Source organism: Streptomyces sp. a15 (assembly GCF_059026085.1).
The window spans coordinates 102,057-128,118 of the sequence record NZ_JBWLKM010000021.1; the positions used below are offsets into that span (position 1 = coordinate 102,057).

Consider the following 26,062-nt stretch of genomic DNA (forward strand, 5'->3'; position numbering starts at 1 on the left):
AGGACCGGCCCGAGGACCGGCCCGAGGACCGGCCCGAGGACCGGCCCGAGGACCGGCCCGAGGACCGACCCGAGGACCGGCCGAGGACCGGCCGAGGACCGGCCGAGGACCGGCCCGAGGACCGACCCGAGGACCGACCCGAGGACCGACCCGAGGACCGACGAGGGTCCGACCAACGACCGACGGGTAGCGTCCCCTTCATGCATGCGATCACGATTCCCGAACCTGGTGGGCCCGAGGCGCTGGTGTGGGACGAGGTCCCGGATCCCGTGCCCGGCGAGGGCGAGGTGCTGGTCGAGGTGGCGGCCAGTGCCGTCAACCGCGCCGACATACTGCAGCGGCAGGGCTTCTACAACCCGCCGCCCGGCGCCTCCCCCTACCCCGGCCTGGAGTGCTCCGGACGGATCGCCGCGACCGGCCCGGGTGTCTCCGGCTGGAGCGTCGGCGACGAGGTGTGCGCGCTGCTCGCGGGCGGTGGCTACGCCGAGAAGGTCGTCGTCCCGGCCGGCCAGCTGCTGCCCGTGCCCAAGGGCGTCGACCTGAAGCCGGCCGCCGCGCTGCCCGAGGTGGTCGCCACGGTCTGGTCGAACGTCTTCATGATCGCCCACCTCCGGCCCGGCGAGACCCTGCTCGTGCACGGCGGCTCCAGCGGCATCGGCACCATGGCGATCCAGCTCGCCAAGACCGCCGGTGCCAAGGTCGCCGTCACGGCCGGCAGCAGGGAGAAGCTGGAGCGCTGCGCCGAACTGGGCGCCGACATCCTGGTCAACTACCGCGAGCAGGACTTCGTCGCCGAGATCAAGGAGGCCACCGACGGGGCAGGCGCCGACGTCATCCTCGACAACATGGGTGCCAAGTACCTCGACCGCAACGTCAAGGCGCTCGCCGTGAACGGCCGGCTCGCGATCATCGGCATGCAGGGCGGCATCAAGGCCGAGCTGAACATCGGCGCGCTTCTGGGCAAGCGCGCCGCGATCAGCGCGACCTCCCTGCGCGCCCGCCCGCTGGGCGAGAAGGCGGCGATCGTCGCGTCCGTACGCGAGCATGTCTGGCCGCTGCTCGACGCCGGTCACGTCCGTCCGATCGTCGACCGCGAGCTTCCGATGAGTGACGCGGCCGCCGCGCACCGGGTCGTGGAGGAGAGCGGCCACATCGGAAAGGTCCTGCTCGTCACGTCGTAACGCCTCAGGCGGCGCTCCGCCGTATCCGGAGCGCCACGAAGGCGAGCCCCAGCCCGAGCCCGACGAGGATCAGCCCGCTGCCGAGGGGCACGATCCGCAGTGCGGGCTCGGCGGGGTGGGCGACGGTCTTCTTCGCGGGCCGCCGCGGCTGTGCGGGGGGCACGGCAGCGGTCTCGGCAGCGGTTCCGCGCGGCGGTTCCGGTACGGCGGTGGAGTCCCCGTCCGTCCCGCCGTCCAGGCCGGCGTCCGCGTCCTCGTCGGCGTCCGCCGCCCCCTCGTCCTCCGGCACCGCGGCTTCCGTGTCCACCGGTTCCGCCTGCTCCGCCTCGTCCCGCCGCCCCGGCCGCTGGCGTCCCTCACCCGGGCGGCTCCCGGCCCGGGAGGGCTTGGCCGAGGCGGATGCGGAGGGGGAAGGGGAAGGGGACGGGGAAGCGGATGCGGATGCGGATGCAGAAGGTGAGGAGGCGGGAGCGGGAGAGGCGGACACCGCGTACGCCCACTCGCCCCCGGGCGGCAGCACCACCACCCCCGCCCCCACCACGATCAGCACCGCCGTCACGCGCAACGAGCGCAGCCATGAAGTCACGGACCAAGCCTGACATTCACCCACGATCCTGGCATTCCAGGCTGCTCCAGAGGATCGATGTCAAGGCCGAGCCTCCGTAAACGGTGGATCAGCCCTTACCGGGGGCACCACGGTGGTGAGATGTACGGGTGCGAGAGAATGGCGGCATGGAGATGCCGAGGAACGAACGGTCGCCGGAGAATCCCCAGATCCTGGTCGTTGGCCAGGACGGGATGGCTCTCGGCGGTGGAGGAGACGAGGACTCCCGCGAGGTTCCCGTGACGGAGATGGTCGAGCAGCCGGCGAAGGTCATGCGGATCGGAAGCATGATCAAGCAGCTCCTTGAAGAGGTGCGCGCGGCTCCCCTGGACGAGGCGAGTCGGGTCAGGCTCAAGGAGATCCACGCCAGCTCGGTGAAGGAGCTGGAGGACGGGCTGGCCCCGGAGCTCGTCGAGGAGCTGGAGCGGCTGTCCCTGCCGTTCGCGGACGAGGCCACCCCGAGCGACTCGGAACTGCGTATCGCGCAGGCCCAGTTGGTCGGCTGGCTGGAGGGCCTCTTCCACGGGATCCAGACCACCCTGTTCGCCCAGCAGATGGCCGCGCGTGCCCAGCTGGAGCAGATGCGCCGCGCCCTCCCGCCGGGCGTCGGCGGCCACGAGGAGGGCGGCGAGGACCTGCGCGCGGGCGGCCGTTCGGGCGGGCCGTACCTGTAACCCCGCAGACACCACCACGGACGAAAAGGGCCCGGCAGCCGAAGCTGCCGGGCCCCTTCACGTCACAAACTCAGCGTCACAAACTCAGCGTCACAAACTCAGCGTCACGTGCTCACATCGCGAGTTCACGTCACGACGGCGGGTTGCCCGTGGAGACGTCGAACTGCATCTCCGGCGGGTTCTTCGGGTCGAAGTCCGTCCCCGCCGTGGGGTACTGCTTCATCACCGTGTCCTCGCCGTAGGTGTTCTCGTCCACGCGGGTCGGGTCGTAGTTCCACCCGGCGGCCTGGAGGCAGGCGAGGACCGAGTCCCAGTTCTTGAACGTGAAGTCCGGCATTCGCACCTGGTCGGGGTCGTTGTACGACTCCTCCGGCTCGGTGCACTCGGTCTTCTCGATCACCTTCGTCGTGTCCGGGCCGCGGTAGCCCGCCGCCTTGGTCGACGTCGACGCCGACACCGTCGGGCCGCTGTCGCCGCTCGCCTCCTCCCGGCCGCTGTTCATCACCAGCGCCACGATCAGCCCGCCGACCGCGAGCAGCGAGACCACGATCGAGCCGATGATCACCGGCTTGTTGCCCTTGCCGCCGCCGGAGGACGACGTCTGGGCGGTCTGGGGCGTGAGGTTGTACGGCGGCGGAGTCGACGCGTGCTGCGGCGCGTACCCGGCCGGGCCGGGCGTCTGGTAGCCGGCCTGCTGCGGATAGCCGTACGCCGGAGAAGGCGCCGACGGGTGCGGGGTGCCGTACGGATTCGGCGTCGGAGCCTGCTGGTACGGCGTCTGCACGCTGCCCATCGGCCCCGGCGTCGCCTGGTCGACCGGCGGGAACACCGCGGAGCCGACGCCCGAGCCGCTCTGCGTCGGCGCGCCCGGGACGATGCTCGGGGCGGCGGCCTGGAAGGACGCGGCCACCCGCAGACACTCGTCGCGCATGGCCTCGGCGCTCGGGAAACGCTCGTTCGGGTTCTTCTTCAATGCGCGGGCGACCAGCGCGTCCACCGCCGGCGGCAGGGCGCGGTTGATCGACGAGGGAGCCACCGGCTCCTCCTGCACGTGCGCGTACGCGATCGCCAGCGGCGAGTCCGCGTCGAACGGCAGCCGACCGGTCACCAGCTGGAACAGCATGATGCCGACGGAGTAGAGGTCGGAGCGGGCGTCGACGCCCCGGCCCAGCGCCTGCTCCGGCGACAGGTACTGCGGGGTGCCGACGACCATGCCGGTCTGGGTCATCGAGGTGACACCGGACTGCATGGCGCGGGCGATGCCGAAGTCCATGACCTTGACGACGCCGCGCTTGGTCATCATCACGTTGCCCGGCTTGATGTCGCGGTGGACCAGCCCCATCTCGTGGCTGATCTCCAGCGCGGCGAGCACGTCCGCGGTGATCTTCAGCGCCTTGTCGGCGGGCATCGCGCCGTACTGCCGTACGTCCGCGTTCAGCACCGAGCCGAGCGGCTGGCCCTCGACGTACTCCATGACGATGTACGGCATCGTCGTGCCGTCCAGCGCGTCCTCGCCGGTGTCGAAGACCGAGACGATGTTGGTGTGCGTGAGCTTGGCCACGGCCTGGGCCTCGCGGCGGAAGCGCTCGCGGAAGGCCTGTTCGCGGCCCAGCTCGGTGTGCAGGGTCTTGATCGCGACCTGGCGGTCGAGCACGGCGTCGTAGGCGAGGTGCACCGAGGCCATGCCGCCTTCGCCGAGCAAGTCGCGCAGCTGATAGCGGCCGCCGGCGAGCGCCCGCCCCGCGTACTGGCCGTGTGCGCCGTCCTGGCTCATGTCTCTGCGTCCCCCGTAGGCCTTCAGGCGCCGTGCGTGCCATTGATCCAAAGTGCTATTCCCGGCCAAGTCTGCCGGAGGGCACTGACACGTCAAGCGCGGTGCCCGTTCCGTGACCGTACGCGAAAGAAAGGTCGCGCAAGCGTTACAGCGGACGTACGGCCGGTACACAGGATTTGCACGTCTGCACGTACTACGGGTTTGATGGCCGGTCCGTCACGGGCCGGTCCCCGGGGTCTTCCCGGACCGGAGGCTTGCGCGGAGGCTGTAGCGTGGCCGACGGAGACCGTAACAACACCGCGCGCACCGCGGGCAGAAACGACGGCGAGGACTGATGGCACAGCAGCAGCGCGCTCAGGGCCCGTCCGACCCCGAGGCGACTGGCGGCGGGATGTCAGATGCGCCGGAACTGTGGGGTAATGGCGGACTTGTCGGGGACGGCCGGTATCGGCTGACCCGCAGACTCGGCCGGGGCGGCATGGCCGAGGTCTTCGCGGCCGAGGACGTGCGGCTCGGACGCACCGTGGCGGTCAAGCTGCTGCGCGCCGACCTCGCCGAGGACCCCGTCTCCAAGGCCCGCTTCACGCGCGAGGCCCAGTCGGTCGCCGGGCTCAACCACCACGCGATCGTCGCCGTGTACGACTCCGGCGAGGACTTCGTGGGCGGCCAGTCCGTCCCCTACATCGTGATGGAGATCGTCGAGGGACGCACGATCCGCGACCTGCTCCTCAACGCCGAGGCGCCCGGCCCCGAGCAGGCGCTGATCATCGTCTCCGGTGTGCTGGAGGCGCTTGCCTATTCGCACCAGCACGGCATCGTGCACCGCGACATCAAGCCGGCCAACGTCATCATCACCGAGAACGGCGCCGTGAAGGTGATGGACTTCGGCATCGCCCGCGCCCTGCACGGCGCTTCCACGACGATGACTCAAACCGGCATGGTCATGGGCACCCCGCAGTACCTCTCCCCGGAGCAGGCGCTCGGCAAGGCCGTCGACCACCGCTCCGACCTGTACGCCACGGGCTGCCTCCTCTACGAACTCCTCGCGCTGCGCCCGCCGTTCACCGGCGAGACCCCGCTGTCGGTCGTCTACCAGCACGTCCAGGACATCCCGACGCCTCCGTCCGAGGTCTCCGACGCCGTTCCCCCGGAGCTCGACGGCCTTGTCATGCGCTCGCTCGCCAAGGAGCCGGACGACCGTTTCCAGACGGCCGAGGAGATGCGCGGGCTGATCCAGTACGGCCTGCAGATGCTCTACGAGCAGGGCGGCCACACCGGCACCTGGAACACCGGACCCGTCGCCACGCACGACGGTCGGCACACGCCCGCCGCGGGCATGGCGGGCACGGCGCTCATGCAGCACCCCGGCGGCGACTCCTCCGGCACCACACAGATCCCGCAGCCGATACTCCCCAACCGCTACGGCGGCGGGGACGACGGCGGCTTCGAGGGACGCGGCAACCGGGGCGGCGGCGGCCGCGGCAAGCTGTGGATCCTCGCCGTCCTCGCGGTGATCGCCATCGCGGCGGGCGTCGCGCTCGCGCTCAACGGCGGTGACGGGAACGGCGGCGGCACCGACACCACTCCGTCGCCGACCACCTCGCAGACCACCGACAACCAGACGGCCAGCGAGTCGCCGACCGACGAGCCCACCGACGAGCCCACCGACACGTCCACGGACGACGGCACGGGCACGGGGTCCGGCTCGGAGTGGACGCCGTCGTACACGCCTTCCGCCACGCCGTCGCAGTCGTTCACCGAGGAGCCGACGGACGAGCCGACGGACGACCCGACGACCACCGAGCCGACGGACGACCCGACGACCACCGAGCCGACGGACGACCCGACGACCACGGACCCGACCGGCGAGACCGTCGGGGGCGTCACGGGCAACGGCGGGACCACCGGAGGCTGATCGTCGCCTGCACCTCACAGGCATCCACGCGCGCGTGCGGCCCGGAAACGGGCTCCACGCGCGCGTGCTCGTTCAGAGCCCTCTCCGGGATCCGGGACTCAGTCCGTAAACGCGTCGCACACCGCGTCGTACTCCCGCGTCCACCACACCGCGAGCGCCGAGGCCGCCGGGAACTGGGGGTCCGCGCGGGTGTCGCCGCGCTCGTAGTGCCAGCGCAGCATCCAGAAGTCGTTGAGGCGCTCCCACCACACCCGGTGCACGGCCGCGGCGAGTTCGGAGGGCGTGGCGCCGGCCGCACGCCGGTACGCGCGCGCGTACGCCCGTACCTTCGGCAGGTCGAGGGCCCCCGCGGGCCGTACGAAGAAGATCGCGGCGGCGCGTACGGCCTCCTCGGCGCGGGGCTTCACGCCGAGCCGGTCCCAGTCGACGATCGCGGCGGGGGCGTCCCCCTTGTAGAGCAGGTTGAACGGGTGGAAGTCGCCGTGTACCCAGCCCACCGAACCGCCGCGCGGCGGACGCCGGTCGGCGTGCTGCTCCAGGAGCGCGCGCCGTTCCAGGAGCCGGTGGCGGGCCAGTTCGTCGAAGGAGTCGGCGGGGCGGTGGCGGCGTACGTGGGCGAGCAGGTCGTCGATGAGGGCGAAGGTGTCGGCCGCCTTGGCCGTCTCGGGCGGCTCCCCGGACTCCACCGATTCCGTGCGCGCCCGCGCGTGCCTGTGCATCACGCGCTCCAGGCTCGCGTGGACGACCCCCAGCAGCGCTCCGAGCCGTTCGCACTGGGCGGGGGTGAGCTGGCCGCCGTGGCGGTGCCGGCCGTCGATCCAGGGGTGCAGGGCGTAGGCGTGCCCGCCGACGACGGCGACCGTGCGTCCGTCGCGGCCGGTCAGCGGGGGTGCGACCGGGATACCCAGGTCGGCCAGGGACTGGGTCGCCCGGTGCTGGCGGGCGATCGCGGCGGGGGCGGCGGTCTCGGGGTCGAAGTGGTGCTTGAGGAAGTAGCGGCCGCGGGTCGTACAGAGCCGGTAGCCGCGGTTGAGCAGCCCCTGGTCGACGGGCTCACAGGTGAGCGCGGACCCGGCGGCGTACTGGCTGAGGAGGGCGCCCAGCGGGGGCGCGTGGGGCAGCAGGGGTGGTACACAAGAGCGCGGCACGCTGCCCGATGCTAGGGCACGATCAAGGCCCCTGAGCTGCGGGTTGTCACAGACAGTCGCTTTCGATCACGGGATGTGCTGGAAGTGGCTTTCCGGGCCGGGCCGGGGCGAAACTCAGGTTGTCGGAGCCGTACGTCGAGGACCGCGACGTCGGGCCGGGTGGCCGGAACCCGTACCAGCGTGTCGGCGGCCGTGCCCGCCTCGCCGACCACGAAGAAATACCCTGATTTTTCCTTCTTCGCGCACGCGGTCGGTGTCATGCGCGTGCGCGAGGCCCGCTTCGGGGAGACTCTTCCCGTGACCTGGGTCACCGAGATAACGTGCCGTTGTTCCGGCCCCCTGCAAGGCTGTGACCAGGGATGGTGCCCGATTTCTCGATTTACTTGGAAATCCAAGCAAAATCGCAGGTCAGAAGGGGTTTCACAGAAATGTGGAGCACTGGGTAACGTGCCTATTGCAGGGCGCTCGCCGGGGCACCTGTCACGCCTGTTCCCGAACGAGCCGCACCCACCCCGTGCGTCCGGAGGGCCCAGGTGAGCCGCACTGGCGCCCGGCGAACCCGGGTAGCCGGACCGACGGAGGAGCACACGTGACCGTGGAGAGCACTGCCGCGCGCACACCGCGACGCAGCGCAGGTACGACCGGTGCGAAAAGCACGGCCGGCAAGCGCCCGACCGCAAAGAAATCGCCAAGTGGTGAGCCCGAACTCGTCCAGTTGCTGACGCCCGAGGGCAAGCGCGTCAAGAGCGCCGAGTACGACAAGTTCGTCGCCGCCATCACCCCCGACGAGCTTCGCGGCCTGTACCGCGACATGGTGCTCACCCGTCGCTTCGACGCCGAGGCCACCTCCCTGCAGCGGCAGGGTGAGCTGGGCCTGTGGGCGTCGCTGCTCGGCCAGGAGGCCGCCCAGATCGGCTCCGGCCGGGCCCTGCGCGACGACGACTACGTCTTCCCCACCTACCGCGAGCACGGCGTCGCCTGGTGCCGCGGGGTGGACCCGTCCAACCTGCTCGGCATGTTCCGCGGCGTGAACAACGGCGGCTGGGACCCGAACAGCAACAACTTCCACCTCTACACGATCGTCATCGGCTCGCAGACCCTGCACGCCACCGGCTACGCGATGGGCGTGGCCAAGGACGGCGCGGACTCGGCGGTCATCGCCTACTTCGGCGACGGCGCCTCCAGCCAGGGCGACGTCGCGGAGTCCTTCACCTTCTCCGCGGTCTACAACGCCCCCGTGGTCTTCTTCTGCCAGAACAACCAGTGGGCGATCTCCGAGCCCACCGAGAAGCAGACCCGCGTCCCGCTCTACCAGCGCGCACAGGGCTACGGCTTCCCGGGCGTCCGCGTCGACGGCAACGACGTACTGGCGTGCCTGGCCGTCACCAAGTGGGCGCTGGAGCGCGCCCGCGGCGGCGAGGGTCCGACGCTGGTCGAGGCGTACACGTACCGCATGGGCGCCCACACCACCTCCGACGACCCCACCCGCTACCGCCACGACGACGAGCGGGCCGCCTGGGAGGCGAAGGACCCGATCCTGCGCCTTCGCCGTTTCCTGGAGGCCTCAAACCACGCGGACGAGGGATTCTTCGCGGAACTCGAGGCCGAGAGCGAGGCGTTGGGCAGGCGAGTGCGCGAAGCGGTCCGTGCCATGCCGGACCCGGACCACTTCGCCCTGTTCGAGCACGCGTACGCGGACGGGCATGCGCTGGTGGACGAGGAGCGGGCGCAGTTCGCCGCCTACCAGGCGTCGTTCGCCGCCGCAGAGGGGGACAACTGAGATGGCCGAGACGATGACTTCCACGACCTCCACGCCGGTCAAGACCATGGCGCTGGCGAAGGCGATCAACGAATCGCTGCGCACGGCCCTGGACACGGACCCCAAGGTCCTGATCATGGGCGAGGACGTCGGCAAGCTCGGCGGCGTCTTCCGCGTCACGGACGGCCTGCAGAAGGACTTCGGCGAGAGCCGGGTCATCGACACCCCCCTCGCCGAGTCCGGCATCGTCGGCACGGCGATCGGCCTGGCCCTGCGCGGCTACCGCCCGGTGGTGGAGATCCAGTTCGACGGCTTCGTCTTCCCGGCGTACGACCAGATCGTCACGCAGCTCGCGAAGATGCACGCGCGCTCGCTGGGCAAGGTCAAGATGCCGGTCGTCGTCCGGATCCCGTACGGCGGCGGCATCGGCGCGGTGGAGCACCACTCGGAGTCCCCGGAGGCGCTGTTCGCGCATGTGGCGGGCCTGAAGGTGGTCTCCCCGTCGAACCCGTCGGACGCCTACTGGATGATGCAGCAGGCGATCCAGAGCGACGACCCGGTGATCTTCTTCGAGCCCAAGCGCCGCTACTGGGACAAGGGCGAGGTGAACACGGAGGCGATCCCCGGCCCGCTGCACAAGGCCCAGGTCGTCCGCGAGGGCACGGACCTCACCCTCGCCGCTTACGGCCCCATGGTGAAGCTCTGCAAGGAAGTCGCCGACGTGGCCGCCGAGGAGGGCAGGTCCCTGGAGATCCTGGACCTGCGCTCGGTGTCTCCCCTGGACTTCGACTCGATCCAGACCTCGGTGGAGAAGACCCGCCGCCTGGTGGTGGTCCATGAGGCACCGGTGTTCTTCGGCTCGGGCGCGGAGATCGCCGCCCGGATCACCGAGCGCTGCTTCTACCACCTGGAAGCCCCGGTGCTGCGGGTCGGCGGCTACCACGCCCCGTATCCGCCGGCCCGCCTGGAGGAGGAGTACCTGCCGGGCCTGGACCGGGTACTCGACGCCGTCGACCGTGCCCTGGCGTACTGAGGAGAGGGTCGTGACGACGATGACGGATGCGTCCGTACGCGAGTTCAAGATGCCGGACGTGGGCGAGGGGCTCACCGAGGCCGAGATCCTCAAGTGGTACGTCAAGCCGGGCGACACGGTGACCGACGGCCAGGTGGTGTGCGAGGTCGAGACGGCGAAGGCGGCGGTGGAACTGCCGATCCCCTACGACGGAGTCGTACGGGCACTGCACTTCGGCGAGGGCACCACGGTGGACGTGGGCACGTCGATCATCGCGGTGGACGTGTCGGGCGGTGGTGCGGCTCCCGCACAGGCGTCGGCGCCCGCCGCGGTGGAGGCGAAGCCCGAGGAGCCGAAGTCGGCGGGCTCGGGCCGCCAGCCGGTCCTCGTCGGGTACGGCGTGGCGACCTCCTCCACCAAGCGCCGCCCCCGCAAGGGCCCGGAGATCCCGGCCCAGGAGGCCTCGACGGCGATCCAGGCGGAGCTGAACGGGCACGGTTCCGCCGCGCCGGCGAAGCAGCGCCCCCTTGCCAAGCCCCCGGTGCGCAAGCTGGCCAAGGACCTGGGCGTGGATCTGGCGACGGTGGTCCCGTCCGGCCCGGACGGCATCATCACGCGGGAGGACGTGCACGCGGCGGCGGCACCGGCGCCCGAGCCGGTGACGCAGGCACAGGCCCCGGTCGCGGAGCCCGCACCTACGTCCGCACCCACGTCCGCCGCCCCCGCCCGCGCCGCGGTGCCCGTGGCGTCGTACGACGCGGCCCGCGAGACCCGCATCCCGGTGAAGGGCGTCCGCAAGGCGACGGCCGCGGCGATGATCGGCTCGGCCTTCACGGCCCCGCATGTCACGGAGTTCGTGACGGTCGACGTGACCCGCACCATGAAGCTGGTCGAGGAGATCAAGCGGGCCCCCGAGAAACACGGGATGCAGGGCCTGCGGGTCAACCCGCTGCTGCTGATCGCCAAGGCCCTGCTGGTCGCGATCAGGCGCAACCCGGACGTCAACGCGTCCTGGGACGAGGCCAACCAGGAGATCGTGCTCAAGCACTACGTCAACCTGGGCATCGCGGCCGCGACCCCGCGCGGTCTGATCGTTCCGAACATCAAGGACGCCCACACCAAGACCCTGCCGCAGCTGGCGGAGTCCCTGGGCGAGCTGGTGGCGACGGCGAGGGAGGGCAAGACGTCCCCCGCCGCCATGCAGGGCGGCACCGTGACCATCACCAACGTCGGCGTCTTCGGCGTCGACACGGGCACGCCGATCCTCCCCCCGGGCGAGTCCGCGATCCTCGCGGTCGGCTCGATCAAGCTCCAGCCCTGGGTCCACAAGGGCAAGGTGAAGCCGCGCCAGGTCACGACCCTGGCCCTGTCCTTCGACCACCGCCTGGTGGACGGGGAGCTGGGCTCGAAGGTCCTCGCGGACGTGGCGGCGATCCTGGAACAGCCGAAGCGGCTGATCACCTGGGCGTAGCGGGACGAGGGCCGCGCATCCCGGAGGGGGTGCGCGGCCTCTGCCTCACCGGGCCCGGTCACTCACCAGGTCTCCTGGTCTCCGTGAAGTTCCCGGTCTTCCCGGTCTTCCCGGTCTTCCCGGTCTTCCCGGTCCCCTCGCATCCAGTGCCCGCCCGTGCTCCAGCCGAGGAGCCGTCGGCCGTCGCCCTCGTCCGGCGAGCCGCCCTCCGCGACCTGGAGGAGCCCGGTGAGGGCGGGGGACAGTCGGGCTCTCACGTGGTCGGGGTGGCGGGCGGCTTCCTCGGTCAGCCAGGTCAGCGTGCGCGTCTGCTCCTGGGGAGTGCACAGGGACAGGTGGAAGAGCATCTGCCGCCATGCGTAGGCCGCGTCCTTGATCGTGCTCAGCGGCCGCGGATTGGCCTGCACCCGGGCGGTGAGGCGGCACAGGGTGACGAAGCAGCGCCGGGCCAGGTCCTCCCAGCCCAGGGCCGGGCTGACACCGGCCCGGTGGACCAGCGCGGCCAGATTGTGCGTGGTGAGGATCTGCGCCTGCTCGATCACCATGCCGTTCTCGGCCACCGACCCGTACGCCGAACCGGAGAGACCGGCCCGCTCCACGCACAGTTTCGCGAAGCCCGGGGACGTCCGGGCCCCGTACGACCGCGTCAGCGACTGACCGGCCTCGACGATCGCCAGGTTGCGGACGGCCCGGTAGTCGATGGCGTAGTACCGCTCGTAGAGCGAGCCACCGCCGAGCAGTTCCGCCGCGACCCGGGCCGCGGTGAGGAACTTCGGGCTGAACGTGCCCATGAAGATGTCCGCGGCCAGCTCCTCCACCAGCGGCGCGCCGAGTTCGGCCTGGCGGGCCAGTACGCCGAGTTCGCGGACGAGCGGATTCGGCAGGACGGTGCCGGGAAACGCCTGCACGGCCAGCTCGCCCAGCTGACGCAGGGCGGCGGCCGAGGCCTCACCCGCCTCGACGCCGGCACGCTGCGGGGCGATCGCCCGTACCCAGGGCAGCTCCTCCACCCGCACCTGCCGCTCCAGGTTGAGCAGCAGCAGCGAACGGCGGTTGCGGAACGCCCGGTAGTTCGCCGCCGCGAGGGTCCGCAGCGCCTCGTCCGGGTACGCCTGGGCGGTGGTCACGGCGACCAACTGCGGTACGAGTTCCGCGAGCACCTCGGCGGACGGCACGACACCGCGCTCCACGAGCGTGTCGATGGGCGCGCTCAGCGCGGCCTCGACGGTCTGCCGGACGCCCGCGGGTATCGCCGCCCCGGCCGGCAGCCCCGTCTCCCGTGCCTCCCGCCCGCTCACGGGAGCGACGAGCGGGGCTACCTCGGCGACCCCCGCCTCCTGCGGCAGCCCGGAGAGGCGGCGCAGTACCAGCTGGGCCAGCGCGTGATGTGAGGGCAGCGCCGCCTGGGCCGCCTGCTCGCGGCGCAGCGAGGTGTGCCGCTCGGCGCCGGGCAGCCCACGCCTGCGCACCATGGACGCGACGGCGTGCCGCAGCAGCCCGAGCCGACGCGCGTCCAGCGGCCGTCCGGCGACCGTCTCCTCCAGCGCGCCCCGCAGAATCCCCAGGTTCTCCTTGGGGTCGCGGTGCTTGGCGCAGTACGTGTGGTCCGTCGCGAGCCGGCGGTAGCGGCGCAGCAGCTCCGCTCCCCGCTCGACCCAGGCCTCGTCCGGTGTGCGGGTCAGCACCCTGCCGTCCTCGGCGGTCTCCAGCCAGTGGACGAGCAGTTCGTCCCCGAACGGCTGCCAGACCGCAAGGGCCTCGCGCTGTGTCTCGACGGCCTTGTTGGGGCGTCGCCGGGCCAGGGTGCCGCCCGCATCGGCGACGGTCTTCCGGTGTACCGCAGCGGGATCGGGCGCCGGCCGTCCGGCCGGGCGGGGAGTGAAGCGCAGCCGTCCCGCGAACGGCGCCAGTTCCACGACGAGTTCCAGAGCGGCGTCCACCTGCCCGGCACGCGTCAGCCAGGCCGCGGTGAGCAGCGCGGCCTCCTCCGGGACGGTCACCTCGTACCGCCCGCTGTCCAGCAGCCCGTACAGCTCCTCGAGCCCGTCGTCGGTGAGGGCGTGCGCGAACAGCGCGCCCCGGTCCTGGGCCACGCCCGCCCGGCGGGCTGCCTCGGCCTCGTACTCCTGAAGCGGTCCTCCGGCGCTCGCCGCTCCGGTGACGAAGCCGCCTCGTACGACCTCGGGAGTCACCCAGGCCGGCAACCCCTTCACCGGGGTACGCGATCCGACCTTCAGGAGCCCGTTGGCCATGCCCGCGAGGACGGCCCGCCACTGCCCCTGCCGCTTCTCCGCGCGGAGGCGGGTGTCGGCGTCCTGGTGCGTGAGCGCGGTCCGGAATGCCTTGGCCAACTGGGCCGACGGGTACGAAGAGCTTGCCGTCCCCACGAAGTGCTGCTTGTCAGCGTCGTCCTTCATAAGCCGACGTGGCGGGTTCCGCCCCCGCGCCCTCCGGGTCCAGAGCCCGGTGCTCTCCTGCTGAGCTACACGCCGATGCCCCGACGCTAGACGCCGAACGGGTGCCCGTACAACCGGGTTTGGGACGGGCGCGCGGGGTGCCTGCCGTGGTTGGCGATCAGGTGGAGACGTCGATGCGCAGCCGCACGTAGTCCGCGTCGGCGGGGCCGGGTCTGCGGTGGCCGTCCGGGTGCCAGCCGTGGTGGGCGTAGAAGGCGTGGGCCCGGCGGTTGCGTTCCCAGGCTTCGAGCACCCCCGTGTGCAGGGACGCCTCGCGCAGGAAACGGACGTAGGCGGCGTGGAGCCGGCCGCCGACGCCCTGTCCCCAGCAGTCGGGGCGGACATGGATCTGGTGCAATTGTCCTACGGTCGTGGCGTCCAGGTCGGTGTCGAGCGGCGGGCCCATCGCCGCGACGCCCGCCAACTCCTCGCCCCGCAGCGCGCACAGCACCCTTCGGGTGTCGTCCCGGACGGCGCGCTCCCAGGCCGCCCGGCGTTGTGACCAGGCCTCGGCGGAGGTGAGTTCCGCGCCCGAGTAGCCGCCCGCGCGGTAGTACGCGGTGCGGGCCTCGGTGTGCAGGTCGGTGATGGCGTCCAGGTCGGCGGGGCGCGCGGGGCGGAGGATGGTCCCGGGAGTGGTCACGGCCGACATGGTGAAGGGCCCTCCGCCGAAGGCGAGGGGCCCTTTACTCAAACATGTCGGCCGGTTGACGAAGGTCTGGGTCAGCCGAGCCTGGCGAAGGCGTAGTTCATGAGCTTCTTCGCGTCCGTCGCGCGCTGGGTGGCGTTCGTGGAGGCGAGGACCGTGCCGATGACCGTCTTGCCGTTGCGGGTGGCGGCGAAGACCAGGCAGTACCCGGCCTCGGAACCGGAGCCGGTCTTGACTCCGATCGTGCCGCTGTAGCTGCCGAGGAGGGTGTTGGTGTTCGTCCACGTCGGCATGGTGCGGGTGCTGCCGGTCTTGGTGATCGTCTTGGCGGTGTACGACTTCGTCTTGACGATCGTGCGGAACGTGGTGCTCTTCATCGCGCTGCTGGCGAGCTTCGTCAGGTCCTTCGGCGTCGAGTAGTTCGCGCCGTTGCCGATGCCGTCGAACGAGTCGAAGTGCGTGTTCGTCAGGCCGAGGCTCTTCGCCTGGGTGTTCATCTTGCCGATGAACGACTTCACGCGCGCCGCACGCGTCGTGCCCGAGCCGAACTTGTCGGCGAGGGCGTACGCGGCGTCGCAGCCGGACGGCAGCATCAGCCCGTACAGCAGCTGGCGGACGGTGACCTTGTCGCCGACGATCAGGCGGGCCGAGGAGGCGCCCTTCGACACGATGTAGTCGCTGTACGCCTTCTGGATCGTGACCTTGGCGTCGAGGTTGAGGTTCGACTGCGCGAGTACGACCTTGGCGGTCATGATCTTCGTGGTGGAGCCGGTGGAGCGCTTGGTGTTCGCGGCCTTGCCGTACAGCCCCGCGCCGTTCGCGTTGTTCATCACGTAGCCGCCCTTGGCGACGATCGTGGGCGCGGTGACGGCCTGCGCGGGTGCCGCGGTGAGGGCTCCGGACGCGAGCATGGCGCCTGCGGTCACGGTGACGGCGGCGGCTCGGCGGAAGCGGACAACCCGGAAGCCGTCCTTGATGCCGGTTATCAACTGAGATACCCCGATTTTGTCGAATGCCCCTGAAAATGCGGCCGAGTTGACGTGTGCGAAGAAGGTGGGGCCGCAGGTGTGTGACTCGTAACTAGCACAGAAGGTTGTGCGGCCGCTGGGGCGGGTTCCCGTTCTTTGCCGGCGGTTGGCGCTCCGGTTCGGCCGACGTCCGGATGCTGGACGGTCGCCATCATGCGTACGTGTTGTATCTAAGCTGTGGGCATGAGCCTGGCCGTCAAGCACCCGCCCGCCGCCGACCGTGTGTATTCCCACGTCAAACAGGGTGTCCTGGACCGCCGCTACGAGGGCGGCACCCTGCTGACCGAGGGCGAGCTCGCCGAGGCCGTGGGGGTTTCCCGCACGCCGGTGCGCGAGGCGCTGCTGCGGCTGGAGGTGGAGGGGCTGATCAAGCTCTACCCGAAAAAGGGAGCGCTCGTCCTGCCCGTCTCCGCCCAGGAGATCAAGGACGTGGTCGAGACCCGGCTGCTGGTCGAGGAACACGCGGCGCGCAAGGCCGTACCGGCCTCCGCGGCACTCATCGAACGACTCGAGGAACTGCTGGCCCGGCAGAAGGAACAGGCCGCCGCCGGAGACCTCGCCGGGGCCGCCGTCACCGACCGCTGTTTCCACGCCGAGATCGTCCGCAGCGGCGGCAACGCCATCCTCTCCCGCCTCTACGACCAACTCCGCGACCGCCAGCTGCGCATGGGCGTCGCTGTCCTGCACTCCCACCCCGACCGCATCGCCAAGACCCTCGTCGAACACGAGGAGATCCTCGACGCCCTGCGCTCCGGGGACGCGGACGCCGCCGTCGGCATCGTCCACCGGCACGTCGACTGGTTCTCCCACCTGGCGCGGGGGGAGGTCCGATGAGCTCGACGTCGGTCACCCTGCCGGGTGACCCGCCGGGCGGACGGCGCGCCATGGCCGTCTGGGGCATCGGCATCTCCGTCTACTTCGTCGCCGTCATCTTCCGTACGTCCCTCGGTGTCGCCGGCCTTGACGCCGCCGACCGCTTCCACGTGGGCGCCTCCGCGCTGTCGACCTTCTCGATCCTCCAGCTCCTCGTCTACGCGGGCATGCAGATCCCCGTCGGCCTGCTGGTGGACCGGCTCGGCACGAAGAAGGTGCTGGGCCTGGGGGTCGTCCTCTTCACGGCCGGACAGCTCGGCTTCGCCTTCTCGCCGTCGTACGGCATGGCCCTCGCCTCGCGCGCGCTGCTCGGCTGCGGGGACGCGATGACCTTCATCAGCGTGCTGCGGCTCGGCACCCGCTGGTTCCCGGCCCGGCGCGGACCGATGATCGCGCAGCTCGCCGGGCTGGCCGGCATGGCGGGCAACCTGGTCTCCACCCTCGTACTGGCACGGCTGCTGCACGGCATCGGCTGGACGGCGGCCTTCGCGGGCAGCGCGCTCGCCGGGGTCGTCGTCTTCGTGCTGCTCCTGCTGTTCCTGAAGGACCACCCCAAGGGGCACGAGCCGGAGCCGTTCCCGCACCAGGGGGCGGCCTACGTACGGCGGCAGATCGCCGCGTCCTGGCGGGAGCCGGGGACCCGGCTCGGGCTGTGGGTGCACTTCACGACCCAGTTCCCGGCGATGGTGTTCCTGCTGCTGTGGGGCATGCCGTTCCTGGTCCAGGCGCAGGGGCTGTCGCGGGCCGCGGCGGGGGAGCTGCTGACGCTCGTCGTGCTGTCCAACATGGTCGTCGGACTGGTGTACGGGCAGGTCGTGGCCCGGCATCACGAGGCGCGGCTGCCGCTCGCGCTGGGGACCGTCGGGGCGACGGCGCTGATGTGGGCCGTGACCCTGTCCTGGCCCGGCGAGCACGCGCCGATGTGGCTGCTGGTGGTGCTGTGCACGGTGCTCGGCGCCTGCGGCCCCGCCTCCATGCTCGGCTTCGACTTCGCCCGGCCGGCGAATCCGCCGGAGCGGCAGGGCACCGCGTCCGGGATCACGAACATGGGGGGCTTCGTCGCGTCGATGACCACCCTGTTCGCCATCGGGGTGTTGTTGGATGCGACCGGGGACGACTACGGGGTCGCGTTCTCCTCGGTGTTCGTGCTGCAGGCGGTGGGCGTCAGTCAGATTCTGCGGTTGCGGAAGCGGGCGGCGCGCAGGGAGCGGGAGCGGTTGGTCGCCAGTCGGGTGGAGACTGTGCACGTTCCTGCGTGAGGCCTGCCCACCCACCACCCGACTCGGTTGGGACAAGGTCCCTACGGCGTCACCCTGAAGTTCCGCAGGATCGCCCCCGTCAGTGCGGGATCCCCCTCCGCCTTCACCCGGTCCGCGACCGCCTCCGGCGTCACACGGCCGCAGGCGAGGCGGACGTACGTCTCCCAGTCGAGGGTGAGCGTGGCGGCGGGGCCGAGCGCGGGGACCGTTTCGAGGGTGCCGCGCCCCTGGATGTCGATGCGGATCGTGCGCAGGAACTCGATGGGCCCGTGCACGTCGAAGACGATCGCCGAGCTGCGGGGAGCCTCGGCCTTGACCGCCACGATGTCGGGGAGCGCGGCGAGCAGCACGTCACGAGCGATGTGCGCGCCCGGGGAGTCGAGGTTGCCGGGACGGCCGAGGGCGGCGCGCAGGTCCTGCTCGTGCACCCACACGTTGAACGCGTGATCGCGCATGGCCTCTTCGAGGGTGACCTCGGTGCTGACGTGGCCGCGCACCTTCTTGCCGGGGTCACGGGACTCGTTGCGCAGCTGGCGGTTGCGACGGATGATCACGTACTCCAGCTCGGAGGTCATCTCCGGCGCCGTGTGGTGACGGCGGACGTCGACCTGCATTTCCATGTAGCGCTGGTGCTCGTTGGTGACGTGGAACAAGTCGCGCGGCAGCGTGTGGATGGGGCGCGGATCGCCGAGCATCTCGCAGTCCAGGCCGATGACATGGGAGACGATGTCACGGACGGACCAGCCGGGGCACGGCGTTCGTCGGTTCCACTCACCCTCCACGAGCGGCTGCACCAGCTCGGATATCGCTTCGATGGAGTGGGTCCAGGCGTCGGCGTAGGGCTGGAGAGTGGGATGCAGACTCACGGAACGGGACCCCTCGGCGGTCGGTACTCGGGCGGTTGCGGCGGCGTTGCCTGCGGGAGGTGGCTGTCAGCGGGTGTCTTGGGACGCTAAGTTACGCTGCTGTGAGGCACGCTGGCAGTGCTTTCGTGTGACGATCGTAGGCCCGTGTGGACGTCTCGAATGCCAGGACGGTGGTAGTGTGCGCGCCTCTTTGATCCAGATCGCCGTGGACGAGGGCGAATCGGTCGACTCACGTCGGCGGCGTGTGGCCTCGCTGGTACGGGATCAGGCGGGCGCCCACCTGGTCGTCCTGCCCGAGTTGTGGACCACCGGGGCATTCGCGTTCGAGGAGTTCGCGGGCGAGTCCGAGCCGCTTCAGGGGCCGACGTACGAGGCCATGGCGAAGGCGGCGAGCGACACGGGCGTGTGGCTGCACGCCGGTTCGATTCCGGAGCGCGCCCCGGACGGGACCCTCTACAACACCTCCCTCGTCTTCTCTCCTTCCGGCGATCTGGCGGCCTCCTACCGCAAGATCCACCGCTTCGGCTTCGACAAGGGCGAGGCCGTGCTGATGGGCGCGGGTGCGGAGCTGGTGACGGTGCGCCTGCCGGACACGACCGTCGGCATGGCGACCTGCTACGACCTCCGTTTCCCCGAACTCTTCCGCGGTCTCGTCGACGCCGGTGCCGAGACCCTGGTCGTCCCGGCGGGCTGGCCGGAGCGCCGCCGGGCGCACTGGACGCTGCTGGCTCAGGCGCGGGCGGTGGAGAACCAGGCGTTCGTGCTCGCGTGTGGAACGGCCGGGACGCACGCCGGAGTTCCGCAGGCGGGTCACTCGATCGTGGTCGGTCCGTGGGGTGAGGTGCTGGGGGAGGCGGGGGCCGACGAGGAGGTCCTCACGGTGGAGTTCGACCCCGGGAAGGTCGCGACGACCCGCGAGCAGTTCCCGGCGCTGAAGGACCGGGTGCTCGGGGTGGCGGTGCCGCGTCGGTGAAGGTGGGCTGTGGTGCGCGCCAGGGTTTTCGCCCCCTCCGCCCCTTCCCGTCCCGTCCCTGGGGGCTGCGCCCCCAGACCCCCGCTTCGGCCTGAAGGGCCTCGTCCTCAAACGCCGGACGGGCTGAGTCTCACGCCCGGACGGCTGAGTCTCACGCCCGGCGGCGGAGGCGTCAGTCCTCCCGTTCCTTCTCCGCCAGGTGGATCACGCAGACCGCCACCGCGATCAGCAGCGCCGGGTCCGCGTCCTCCCGTACGACGTCCACGCCGTAGGTCTCCCGGACGTGGAGCCAGCGGCGGGAGATGACGGCCAGGAGTTCGCCGTCGTACTCGACGGCGAACTCGCGGTCGAGGATCTTGCCGCTGACGTCCAGCTCCGTGCTGCCGTCCGCCAGGGCCACCCGGTAGTGGTTGCGGAGCAGTGACAGCCGCTTGCGGCGGATCGTGGCGAGCGGTTCGCCCTCCCGTTCGATCACCATCGTGTCGCGCAGGGCGAACATCTTCTGGCGGATGTCGATGAGGACGCGCCCCTGCGTGTCCTTCAGCTCGAAGGTGTCCCGCAGCCGCATCGCCTTGCCGTCGACGAGGAACACCTTGTTGCCGCGGTCGTCCTCGATCCAGTAGTCGTCACCGATGCCGAGGAGCCGGTCGCGTACGAGGAATCTCATACCGTCCTCATACCCTCACCGCCTCCCCGGCGGCCGGTCCGAAACGCCGCCGGTAGGCCGACGGACTGAGGCCGGTCTCGCGCCGCACGCGCGCGCGTAGGTTCGCGGCCGTCCCCAGGCCGCTCCGGGCGGCCACCACGTCCAGCCGTTCCTCCCCGCGCTCGATCAGCCGGCAGGCGAGCGCCACCCGCTCCCCCGTCAGCCAGGCCAGCGGGGTCGTCCCGAGCTGTGCGCGGAAGCGCCGGTGCAGGGTCGCCGGCGAGACCGCCGCCCGCGCCGCCAGGTCCGCCACCGTCAGCGGCTCCCCCAACCGTTCCTGCGCCCACGCCACCAGCGGCCCCAGCGACTCGTCGGGTACGTCCGGCACCGGCCGCTCCACGAACTGCCGTTGCCCGCCGTCCCGGTGGGCGGCGAAGACGAGCCGCCGGGACACCGCGTTGGCGATCTCGGCGCCGTGGTCCCGGCGCCAGATGTGCAGCCCGAGATCGAGCGCGGCGGCGCTGCCCGCGGCCGTGAGGATGTCGCCCTCGTCCACGAACAGCACGTCCGGCTCCAGCACGACCTTGGGGTGCAGTTCCCGGAACGAGTCCGCCCACAGCCAGTGGGTCGTGGCCCGCCGCCCGTCCAGCAGCCCGGCCTCGGCGAGCGCGAAGCTGCCCGTGCACAGGCTGATGACGCGGGCTCCACGCGCGTGCGTGCGCCGGATCGCGTCGAGTACGGCGGCGCCGCGCGGCACGACGTTGTCCGGGCGCCCGGGCACGACGAGCGTGTCGGCGTCGTCCATGGCGTCCAGGCCGGGCACCCGGGTCAGCGTGAAGAAGCCGTGGTTCATCCGCACCTCGGGCGCGGGCGCGCACAACGTCACCTCGTACGGCGGGTTCTCCAGCCCCAGTTCGGGCCGCGGCAGCCCGAAGAGCTCGGTGGCCACACCGACCTCGAAGGGGTTCGTGCCCTCGTCGACGATCACGGCCACCCGGTGAGGGCGCTGAGAGGATCCTTGCGTCATGTGCGATTTCTAGCACTCGTACGGTGAACCTCGCACCCCGCACGATGAGCCCATGGAACCCATCGCGCTGTCCGCCGCCCTCGCCTCCTTCACCGAGCTGTGGAGCCCTCGCATCGTCACGTCCGTCAACGACTACGACGTACGCGTCGCGAAGGTCGAGGGCGAGCACGTCTGGCACGTCCACGACCACACCGACGAGTTCTTCCTGGTCCTCGACGGCGAGCTGCACATCTTTCTGCGGGAGACGGACGGCGAACGCACGGTCGTCCTCCCCAAGGGCTCGCTCTTCACGGTCCCGCGCGGCACGGAACACAAGCCGTACGCCCCCGAGGCGACCGCGATCCTCGTCTTCGAACCCACTGGCACCCTCACCGTCGGCGACCGCCACGACGAGGTGCCGGACCACGTGGACGCGACGACGGGGCACGCGCTCTCCTAAGGGGCCGCGCGGAAGAGAAGCTGTTGTCCTTCCGGCTGTGATCGGTGACTTTCCACTGGTCAGGCATGGTTGCGGTGTCGTTGCGGGGATCGGGCGATCCGTTCGTTCTCGGCGATGTGGGGATGACCGGTGGCATCGGTGATGGGGTTGCTGGAGGCCCGGGAGGCTGCTGCCCGGGTGCGGGCAGAGGAGCTTCGTGCGGAAGCGGAGCGGATTCTTGCTGAACTCGGCGCGGTGGAGGCGGTGTTGGAGCGCCGGGTGATCGCCCGGGTGGAGCTCGCCGAGGCCCTGGCCGCTTCCGTCGAGGTCGCAGACGCGCCGGTTCCCCGCCCGCCGGAGGTCCTGGTCGGGGTGTCGGCGGGGGTGAAGGCCCCGGTCCCGACGTCGGTTGTGCCGCAGTGGCGACAGGGGGCGACGGCGAAGGAGCTGACGGCCCGGCCGGGGCCGGCGGGGCGCGACAGCCGAGTGCGGATCGGGCGCGGTGTGTCCCGACCACGCGCAGCCGGACAGTGAACGGCCAACTACAGGCCCACACGTCACATGATCACCGGACCCTTCACCGAACACGCAGAAAACGGCAGGCCCGCGACGAAACGGAGCGCACCATGTGCATCTTGATGTCGATCACGCCCTTATGTCCGCAAAGCCGATTGGATGCCCATGACTTGCGGGTCCAAACGTGCCCGCAAAGGCGTTCGACGAAAGGCGCCTCGCCTTATGCACCCCCCACGCACACTCATCCCGCGCCCGCGCCCGCGCCCGCGTGCGAGCGCGGGACTCTCTCTTGCCGCCGTGGCCATCGGGGCCGCCCTCGTCACCCTCGGCGCGTCCGTGCCGACGCAGGCGGCCCCGGCGGACACCGTGGCCGACGGCGGTGGCACCACCGACCTCGCCCAATACGTGAACCCCTTCGTCGGTACGAAAGCCGGCGGGCCCGACTTCGGTACCGGCGGCGGTGCCGGGAACACGTTCCCGGGGGCCGTCGCCCCGTTCGGGATGGTCCAGTGGAGCCCGGACACCGACCGTTCCCAGCCGGGCGGTTACCTCTACGACGACGACAAGATCCGCGGCTTCAGCCTGACCCACCTGTCCGGTGCCGGCTGCTACGGCGCCCAGGACCTGCCCTTCATGCCGTACTCGGGGCAGGTCACCACCTCCCCCGCCACCGACCCCGACCGCTACCTGGACGGCTTCTCGCACGACGACGAGAAGGCCTCGCCGGGCTCCTACGGCGTCACGCTCGACTCCGGAACGAAGGTCGAACTGGCCGCCACGCAGCGGTCGGGCGCGGGGCGGTTCACCTATCCGGAGGGCGACAAGACCGCCTCGCTCCTGGTGAACGTCTCCGGATCGATCGGCGGTGCGAACGACGCACAGGCCACCATCAGCGAGGACCGCCGTACGATCAGCGGTTACGTGGCGAGCGGAAAGTTCTGCGGCGGCATCAACCGCTACCGCGTGTACTTCTCGGCAACCTTCGACCGCCCCTTCGCCTCCGTGGGCACCTGGCACAACGACTCCGTCACCCCGGGCGACGAGAGCGTGCGCGGCACCGCGCGCCCGAAGGTCGACATGGACAAGACCGACGCGGCGACGGGTGACACGGCCGACGAGAAGGTGGAGCAGAAGTCCGTCAGCGTCTCCGGGCCCGGCTCCGGCGCGTACGTGACCTTCGACACCGCCCGGGACCGCTCGGTCGGCGTCAAGGTCGGCCTGTCGTACGTCAGTGTCGACGGCGCCGCGGCGAACGCGAAGGCCGAGCAGGGGTCCTTGGGGTTCGACGATGTGGCCGCACGCGCGCGTGCGGCGTGGAACGAGCGGCTGAACCAGATCCGCGTCCAAGGCGGCACCGACGCGCAGCGGACCACCTTCTACACCGCCCTGTACCACTCGCTGATCCAGCCGAACGTCTTCAGTGACACCGACGGCCAGTACATCGGCTTCGACGGACGGGTCCACCAGGTGGCCAAGGGGCACGTCCAGTACGCCAACTTCTCCGGCTGGGACATCTACCGCTCCGAAGTGCAGCTCCTGGCGCTGCTCGCCCCCAAGGAGGCCGGGGACATCGCGCAGTCGATGTACAACCAGGCCCACCAGGCGGGCGACGTATGGGACCGCTGGTCGGTGAACAACGACTTCAACGGCGTCATGAACGGCGACCCGTACCACTCGATCCTGGCGAGCATGTACGCCTTCGGGGCCACGGGTTTCGACGCGAAGGACGCGCTCGCCTCCATGGTGAAGGGCGCCACGACGGTGCAGCCGTCCGGCGCGCGGTACGTGGAACGGTACGGGCTCGCCGACTACAAGAAGCTCGGCTACCTGCCGGGCGACCCCTCCACGACCCTGGAGTACACGACCGCCGACTTCGGCATCGCGCAGCTCGCCGGGCGGCTCGGCCAGACCTCCACCCAGGCCGAGTTCATGGGCCGTGCGCAGAACTGGCAGAACCTGTTCAACCCGGCCAACGACTCCATCCAGCCGCGCAACCGGGACGGCTCCTTCCTGGACGCGTACGATCCGGCGGACTCCAGCTCGTACATGGAGGGCAACGGCGCCCAGTACCAGTGGATGGTGCCGTACGACCTGGAGGGGCTCTTCCGCGCGGTGGGCGGTGACAAGGCGGCCGTGAAGCGGCTGGACACCTTCTTCACGAAGCTGAACGCGGGCCCCCACGAGCCGTACGCCTTCCTGGGCAACGAGCCGTCCCTGAACTCCCCGTACGCCTACGCCTACGCGGGCGCCCCGTACCGCACGCAGGACGTCGTACGACGCGCCCTGAACACCCTCTACGGACCCGGTCCCGACGGTCTGGTGGGCAACGACGACCTGGGCACGATGTCCGCCTGGTACGTGTGGGGCGCGCTCGGCATGTATCCGCAGGTGCCCGGCCGTGCCGAAATGGTCCTGGCCAGCCCGCTGTTCTCGAAGATCACCATCCATCGGGGCAGCGGACAGACGATCACCGTGAACGCGCCCGGCGCCTCGGCGGACAAGTACTACGTGCAGTCCCTGAAGGTGAACGGCAAGGCGAGCGACCGCGCCTGGCTGCCGGAGTCCTTCGTCGCCGACGGCGGCACCCTGGACTACAGCCTGGGGACCGAGGCGAACACCTCCTGGGGCAGTGCAGCGGGCGACGCGCCGCCCTCCTTCCGGCAGGGCGAGCAGCCGTACTTCACCGGTGTCGGCCCCGCACGCGTGCGCGTGCAGCCCGGGGACACCTCCGGGAAGGTGACCGTCACCGTGCGGTCGCTGCGCGACGAGGACAGCACCCTGCACTGGACGGCCGCCCCGCCGGACGGCCTGACGGTCACTCCCGCGGACGGCGACGTCGCCGTGCCGGGAGCGGGCGGCACCGGCACCGCGACGTTCACGGTGACGGCCGCGGCGGGCGCCGACAACGGCTTCCACACGGTCCCGCTGACGCTGAAGGACGCCTCCGGCACGGCGGTCGCGAAGGCGTCGCTCGCCGTCACCGTCGCCCCGCGCGGGAGCGTGCTGTGGTACCTCGACAACAACGGGATCTCCGCCGACGACAGCGATCCGACGGGCGACTTCGACGGCGGCGGCGCCAGCTACTCGGCCAAGGCCCTGGCCGACCAGAAGGTCACGCCCGGTTCGACGGTGACCAGCGGGGACTTCAGCTTCACCTGGCCGAAGGTGAACCCCGGGGACCCCGACAACATCGTGGCCGGCGGCGACGACCAGGTCCTTGACGTGCCCGGCAGCTCGGCGGGGGCCACGAAGCTCGCCCTGCTGGGCAGCGCGAGCAACGGCGCGAGCACCGGCACGCTCACGCTGACGTACACCGACGGGAGCACCCAGCAGGTGACGGTCGGATTCAGCGACTGGACGCTCGGCGGCGGTGGGCAGAATCCGTCCTACGGCAACACCGTCGCCGTGCGCAGCGCGTACCGGCTCTCCGGAGGCGGCAAGGACGACGTGGACACGTACGTGTTCGCGACCGTGCCGATCACCCTGACGGCGGGCAAGACGCTGGCGAGCGTGACGCTGCCGACGAGCACGAGCGGCGGCAGGATGCACGTGTTCGGCCTGGCCACGGCCTGAGGGCCTGAGCCGGGGGCTCGCGTGACGTCGGTCTCCAAGATCCGGTTGTGGTCTTGGGGACCGACGTTGTCGTTCGGGGGCTACGGATGTCGATGAGGCCGGGCGGGCCGCAGGAGATTCCGGCGGAAACGGTGCGGGCCGCTTTCCCGAAGGGGAGCCTGGCGATCACGTGCCGGTTGGCGCCGGCCAGGACACGGCCCAGCGGAACGCCGTATCCGTCTGATTGCCAGCGTGCGACTG

21 protein-coding genes, 1 tRNA gene and 1 pseudogene are annotated in these 26,062 nt (G+C 70.9%); 12 read left to right on the forward strand and 11 right to left on the reverse strand.

Annotated features, from left to right (window positions below):
• The first annotated feature begins 200 nt into the window (after positions 1–200).
• On the forward strand, positions 201–1,181 hold the full coding sequence (locus AC5P09_RS22725; RefSeq protein ID WP_493875680.1) for an NAD(P)H-quinone oxidoreductase: 981 nt from the start codon (positions 201–203) through the stop codon (positions 1,179–1,181).
• Between the two features lie 4 nt (positions 1,182–1,185).
• Here the strand turns inward: AC5P09_RS22725 and AC5P09_RS22730 are convergent, their stop codons facing one another.
• Positions 1,186–1,767 carry a hypothetical protein gene (locus AC5P09_RS22730; RefSeq protein WP_493875645.1) on the reverse strand — a complete coding sequence of 194 codons (582 nt, stop codon included), beginning with the start codon at positions 1,765–1,767 and terminating at the stop codon, positions 1,186–1,188.
• A gap of 146 nt (positions 1,768–1,913) precedes the next feature.
• Between AC5P09_RS22730 and AC5P09_RS22735 the strand changes: the two genes are divergently transcribed.
• Complete coding sequence (locus tag AC5P09_RS22735) at positions 1,914–2,459, forward strand: bacterial proteasome activator family protein (protein WP_493875646.1); 546 nt, start codon at positions 1,914–1,916, stop codon at positions 2,457–2,459.
• A 130-nt stretch (positions 2,460–2,589) separates the two neighbouring features.
• On the opposite strand, the gene AC5P09_RS22740 is transcribed toward AC5P09_RS22735, so the two are convergent.
• Positions 2,590–4,233 carry a protein kinase domain-containing protein gene (locus AC5P09_RS22740; protein WP_493875647.1) on the reverse strand — a complete coding sequence of 548 codons (1,644 nt, stop codon included), beginning with the start codon at positions 4,231–4,233 and terminating at the stop codon, positions 2,590–2,592.
• 334 nt (positions 4,234–4,567) lie between these two features.
• Between AC5P09_RS22740 and AC5P09_RS22745 the strand changes: the two genes are divergently transcribed.
• Complete coding sequence (locus tag AC5P09_RS22745) at positions 4,568–6,148, forward strand: protein kinase domain-containing protein (protein WP_493875648.1); 1,581 nt, start codon at positions 4,568–4,570, stop codon at positions 6,146–6,148.
• 98 nt (positions 6,149–6,246) lie between these two features.
• On the opposite strand, the gene AC5P09_RS22750 is transcribed toward AC5P09_RS22745, so the two are convergent.
• Together AC5P09_RS22750 and AC5P09_RS22755 are read right to left on the reverse strand one after the other, a co-directional pair.
• A complete protein-coding gene (locus AC5P09_RS22750; RefSeq protein ID WP_493875681.1) occupies positions 6,247–7,269 on the reverse strand; it encodes a phosphotransferase in 1,023 nt (340 codons plus the stop codon).
• Positions 7,270–7,421: 152 nt separating this feature from the next.
• Positions 7,422–7,508, reverse strand: a pseudogene (locus AC5P09_RS22755) (DNA-binding response regulator); the annotation flags it as partial.
• A 377-nt stretch (positions 7,509–7,885) separates the two neighbouring features.
• Here AC5P09_RS22755 and pdhA point away from each other — a divergent pair.
• From pdhA to AC5P09_RS22770, 3 genes are read left to right on the forward strand one after another with little or no spacing between them, the layout of a single operon-like run.
• The gene (pdhA, locus tag AC5P09_RS22760; protein WP_493875649.1) at positions 7,886–9,076 is read left to right on the forward strand and encodes a pyruvate dehydrogenase (acetyl-transferring) E1 component subunit alpha; all 1,191 of its coding nucleotides are present in this window, start codon (positions 7,886–7,888) and stop codon (positions 9,074–9,076) included.
• 46 nt (positions 9,077–9,122) lie between these two features.
• Positions 9,123–10,088 (forward strand): alpha-ketoacid dehydrogenase subunit beta, encoded by a 966-nt coding sequence (locus AC5P09_RS22765; protein ID WP_493875682.1) that lies wholly within the window; start codon positions 9,123–9,125, stop codon positions 10,086–10,088.
• A gap of 10 nt (positions 10,089–10,098) precedes the next feature.
• The gene (locus AC5P09_RS22770; protein WP_493875650.1) at positions 10,099–11,538 is read left to right on the forward strand and encodes a dihydrolipoamide acetyltransferase family protein; all 1,440 of its coding nucleotides are present in this window, start codon (positions 10,099–10,101) and stop codon (positions 11,536–11,538) included.
• Between the two features lie 62 nt (positions 11,539–11,600).
• On the opposite strand, the gene AC5P09_RS22775 is transcribed toward AC5P09_RS22770, so the two are convergent.
• From AC5P09_RS22775 to AC5P09_RS22790, 4 genes are all read right to left on the reverse strand, one after another.
• Positions 11,601–13,955 (reverse strand): hypothetical protein, encoded by a 2,355-nt coding sequence (locus AC5P09_RS22775; RefSeq protein ID WP_493875651.1) that lies wholly within the window; start codon positions 13,953–13,955, stop codon positions 11,601–11,603.
• Between the two features lie 3 nt (positions 13,956–13,958).
• A tRNA-Gln gene (locus tag AC5P09_RS22780) sits at positions 13,959–14,030 on the reverse strand.
• An 82-nt stretch (positions 14,031–14,112) separates the two neighbouring features.
• Positions 14,113–14,646: a GNAT family N-acetyltransferase gene (locus tag AC5P09_RS22785; protein WP_493875652.1), complete on the reverse strand. Its 534-nt coding sequence runs from the start codon at positions 14,644–14,646 to the stop codon at positions 14,113–14,115.
• Between the two features lie 71 nt (positions 14,647–14,717).
• Positions 14,718–15,632: a D-alanyl-D-alanine carboxypeptidase family protein gene (locus AC5P09_RS22790; RefSeq protein ID WP_493875653.1), complete on the reverse strand. Its 915-nt coding sequence runs from the start codon at positions 15,630–15,632 to the stop codon at positions 14,718–14,720.
• A 222-nt stretch (positions 15,633–15,854) separates the two neighbouring features.
• Here AC5P09_RS22790 and AC5P09_RS22795 point away from each other — a divergent pair, with 222 nt between their 5' ends.
• The gene (locus tag AC5P09_RS22795) at positions 15,855–16,505 is read left to right on the forward strand and encodes a GntR family transcriptional regulator (RefSeq protein WP_493875654.1); all 651 of its coding nucleotides are present in this window, start codon (positions 15,855–15,857) and stop codon (positions 16,503–16,505) included.
• Positions 16,502–17,803, forward strand: a complete 1,302-nt coding sequence (locus AC5P09_RS22800; RefSeq protein ID WP_493875655.1) for an MFS transporter — start codon at positions 16,502–16,504, stop codon at positions 17,801–17,803. Before AC5P09_RS22795 ends, AC5P09_RS22800 begins: the two co-directional genes overlap by 4 nt.
• A gap of 41 nt (positions 17,804–17,844) precedes the next feature.
• On the opposite strand, the gene AC5P09_RS22805 is transcribed toward AC5P09_RS22800, so the two are convergent.
• Complete coding sequence (locus tag AC5P09_RS22805) at positions 17,845–18,669, reverse strand: maleylpyruvate isomerase family mycothiol-dependent enzyme (protein WP_493875656.1); 825 nt, start codon at positions 18,667–18,669, stop codon at positions 17,845–17,847.
• Between the two features lie 178 nt (positions 18,670–18,847).
• Between AC5P09_RS22805 and AC5P09_RS22810 the strand changes: the two genes are divergently transcribed.
• A complete protein-coding gene (locus AC5P09_RS22810) occupies positions 18,848–19,642 on the forward strand; it encodes a carbon-nitrogen family hydrolase (RefSeq protein WP_493875657.1) in 795 nt (264 codons plus the stop codon).
• 172 nt (positions 19,643–19,814) lie between these two features.
• On the opposite strand, the gene AC5P09_RS22815 is transcribed toward AC5P09_RS22810, so the two are convergent.
• Both AC5P09_RS22815 and AC5P09_RS22820 read right to left on the reverse strand, forming a co-directional pair.
• Positions 19,815–20,309: an LURP-one-related/scramblase family protein gene (locus AC5P09_RS22815; protein WP_493875658.1), complete on the reverse strand. Its 495-nt coding sequence runs from the start codon at positions 20,307–20,309 to the stop codon at positions 19,815–19,817.
• Positions 20,310–20,316: 7 nt separating this feature from the next.
• Positions 20,317–21,315: a helix-turn-helix domain-containing protein gene (locus AC5P09_RS22820; protein ID WP_493875659.1), complete on the reverse strand. Its 999-nt coding sequence runs from the start codon at positions 21,313–21,315 to the stop codon at positions 20,317–20,319.
• Positions 21,316–21,367: 52 nt separating this feature from the next.
• Between AC5P09_RS22820 and AC5P09_RS22825 the strand changes: the two genes are divergently transcribed.
• The 3 genes from AC5P09_RS22825 (at position 21,368) to AC5P09_RS22835 (ending at position 25,822) form a co-directional block, all read left to right on the forward strand.
• Complete coding sequence (locus tag AC5P09_RS22825) at positions 21,368–21,754, forward strand: cupin domain-containing protein (protein ID WP_493875660.1); 387 nt, start codon at positions 21,368–21,370, stop codon at positions 21,752–21,754.
• Positions 21,755–21,883: 129 nt separating this feature from the next.
• Complete coding sequence (locus tag AC5P09_RS22830) at positions 21,884–22,267, forward strand: hypothetical protein (RefSeq protein ID WP_493875661.1); 384 nt, start codon at positions 21,884–21,886, stop codon at positions 22,265–22,267.
• A gap of 279 nt (positions 22,268–22,546) precedes the next feature.
• The gene (locus AC5P09_RS22835) at positions 22,547–25,822 is read left to right on the forward strand and encodes a GH92 family glycosyl hydrolase (protein WP_493875662.1); all 3,276 of its coding nucleotides are present in this window, start codon (positions 22,547–22,549) and stop codon (positions 25,820–25,822) included.
• The last annotated feature ends 240 nt before the right edge of the window (positions 25,823–26,062 follow it).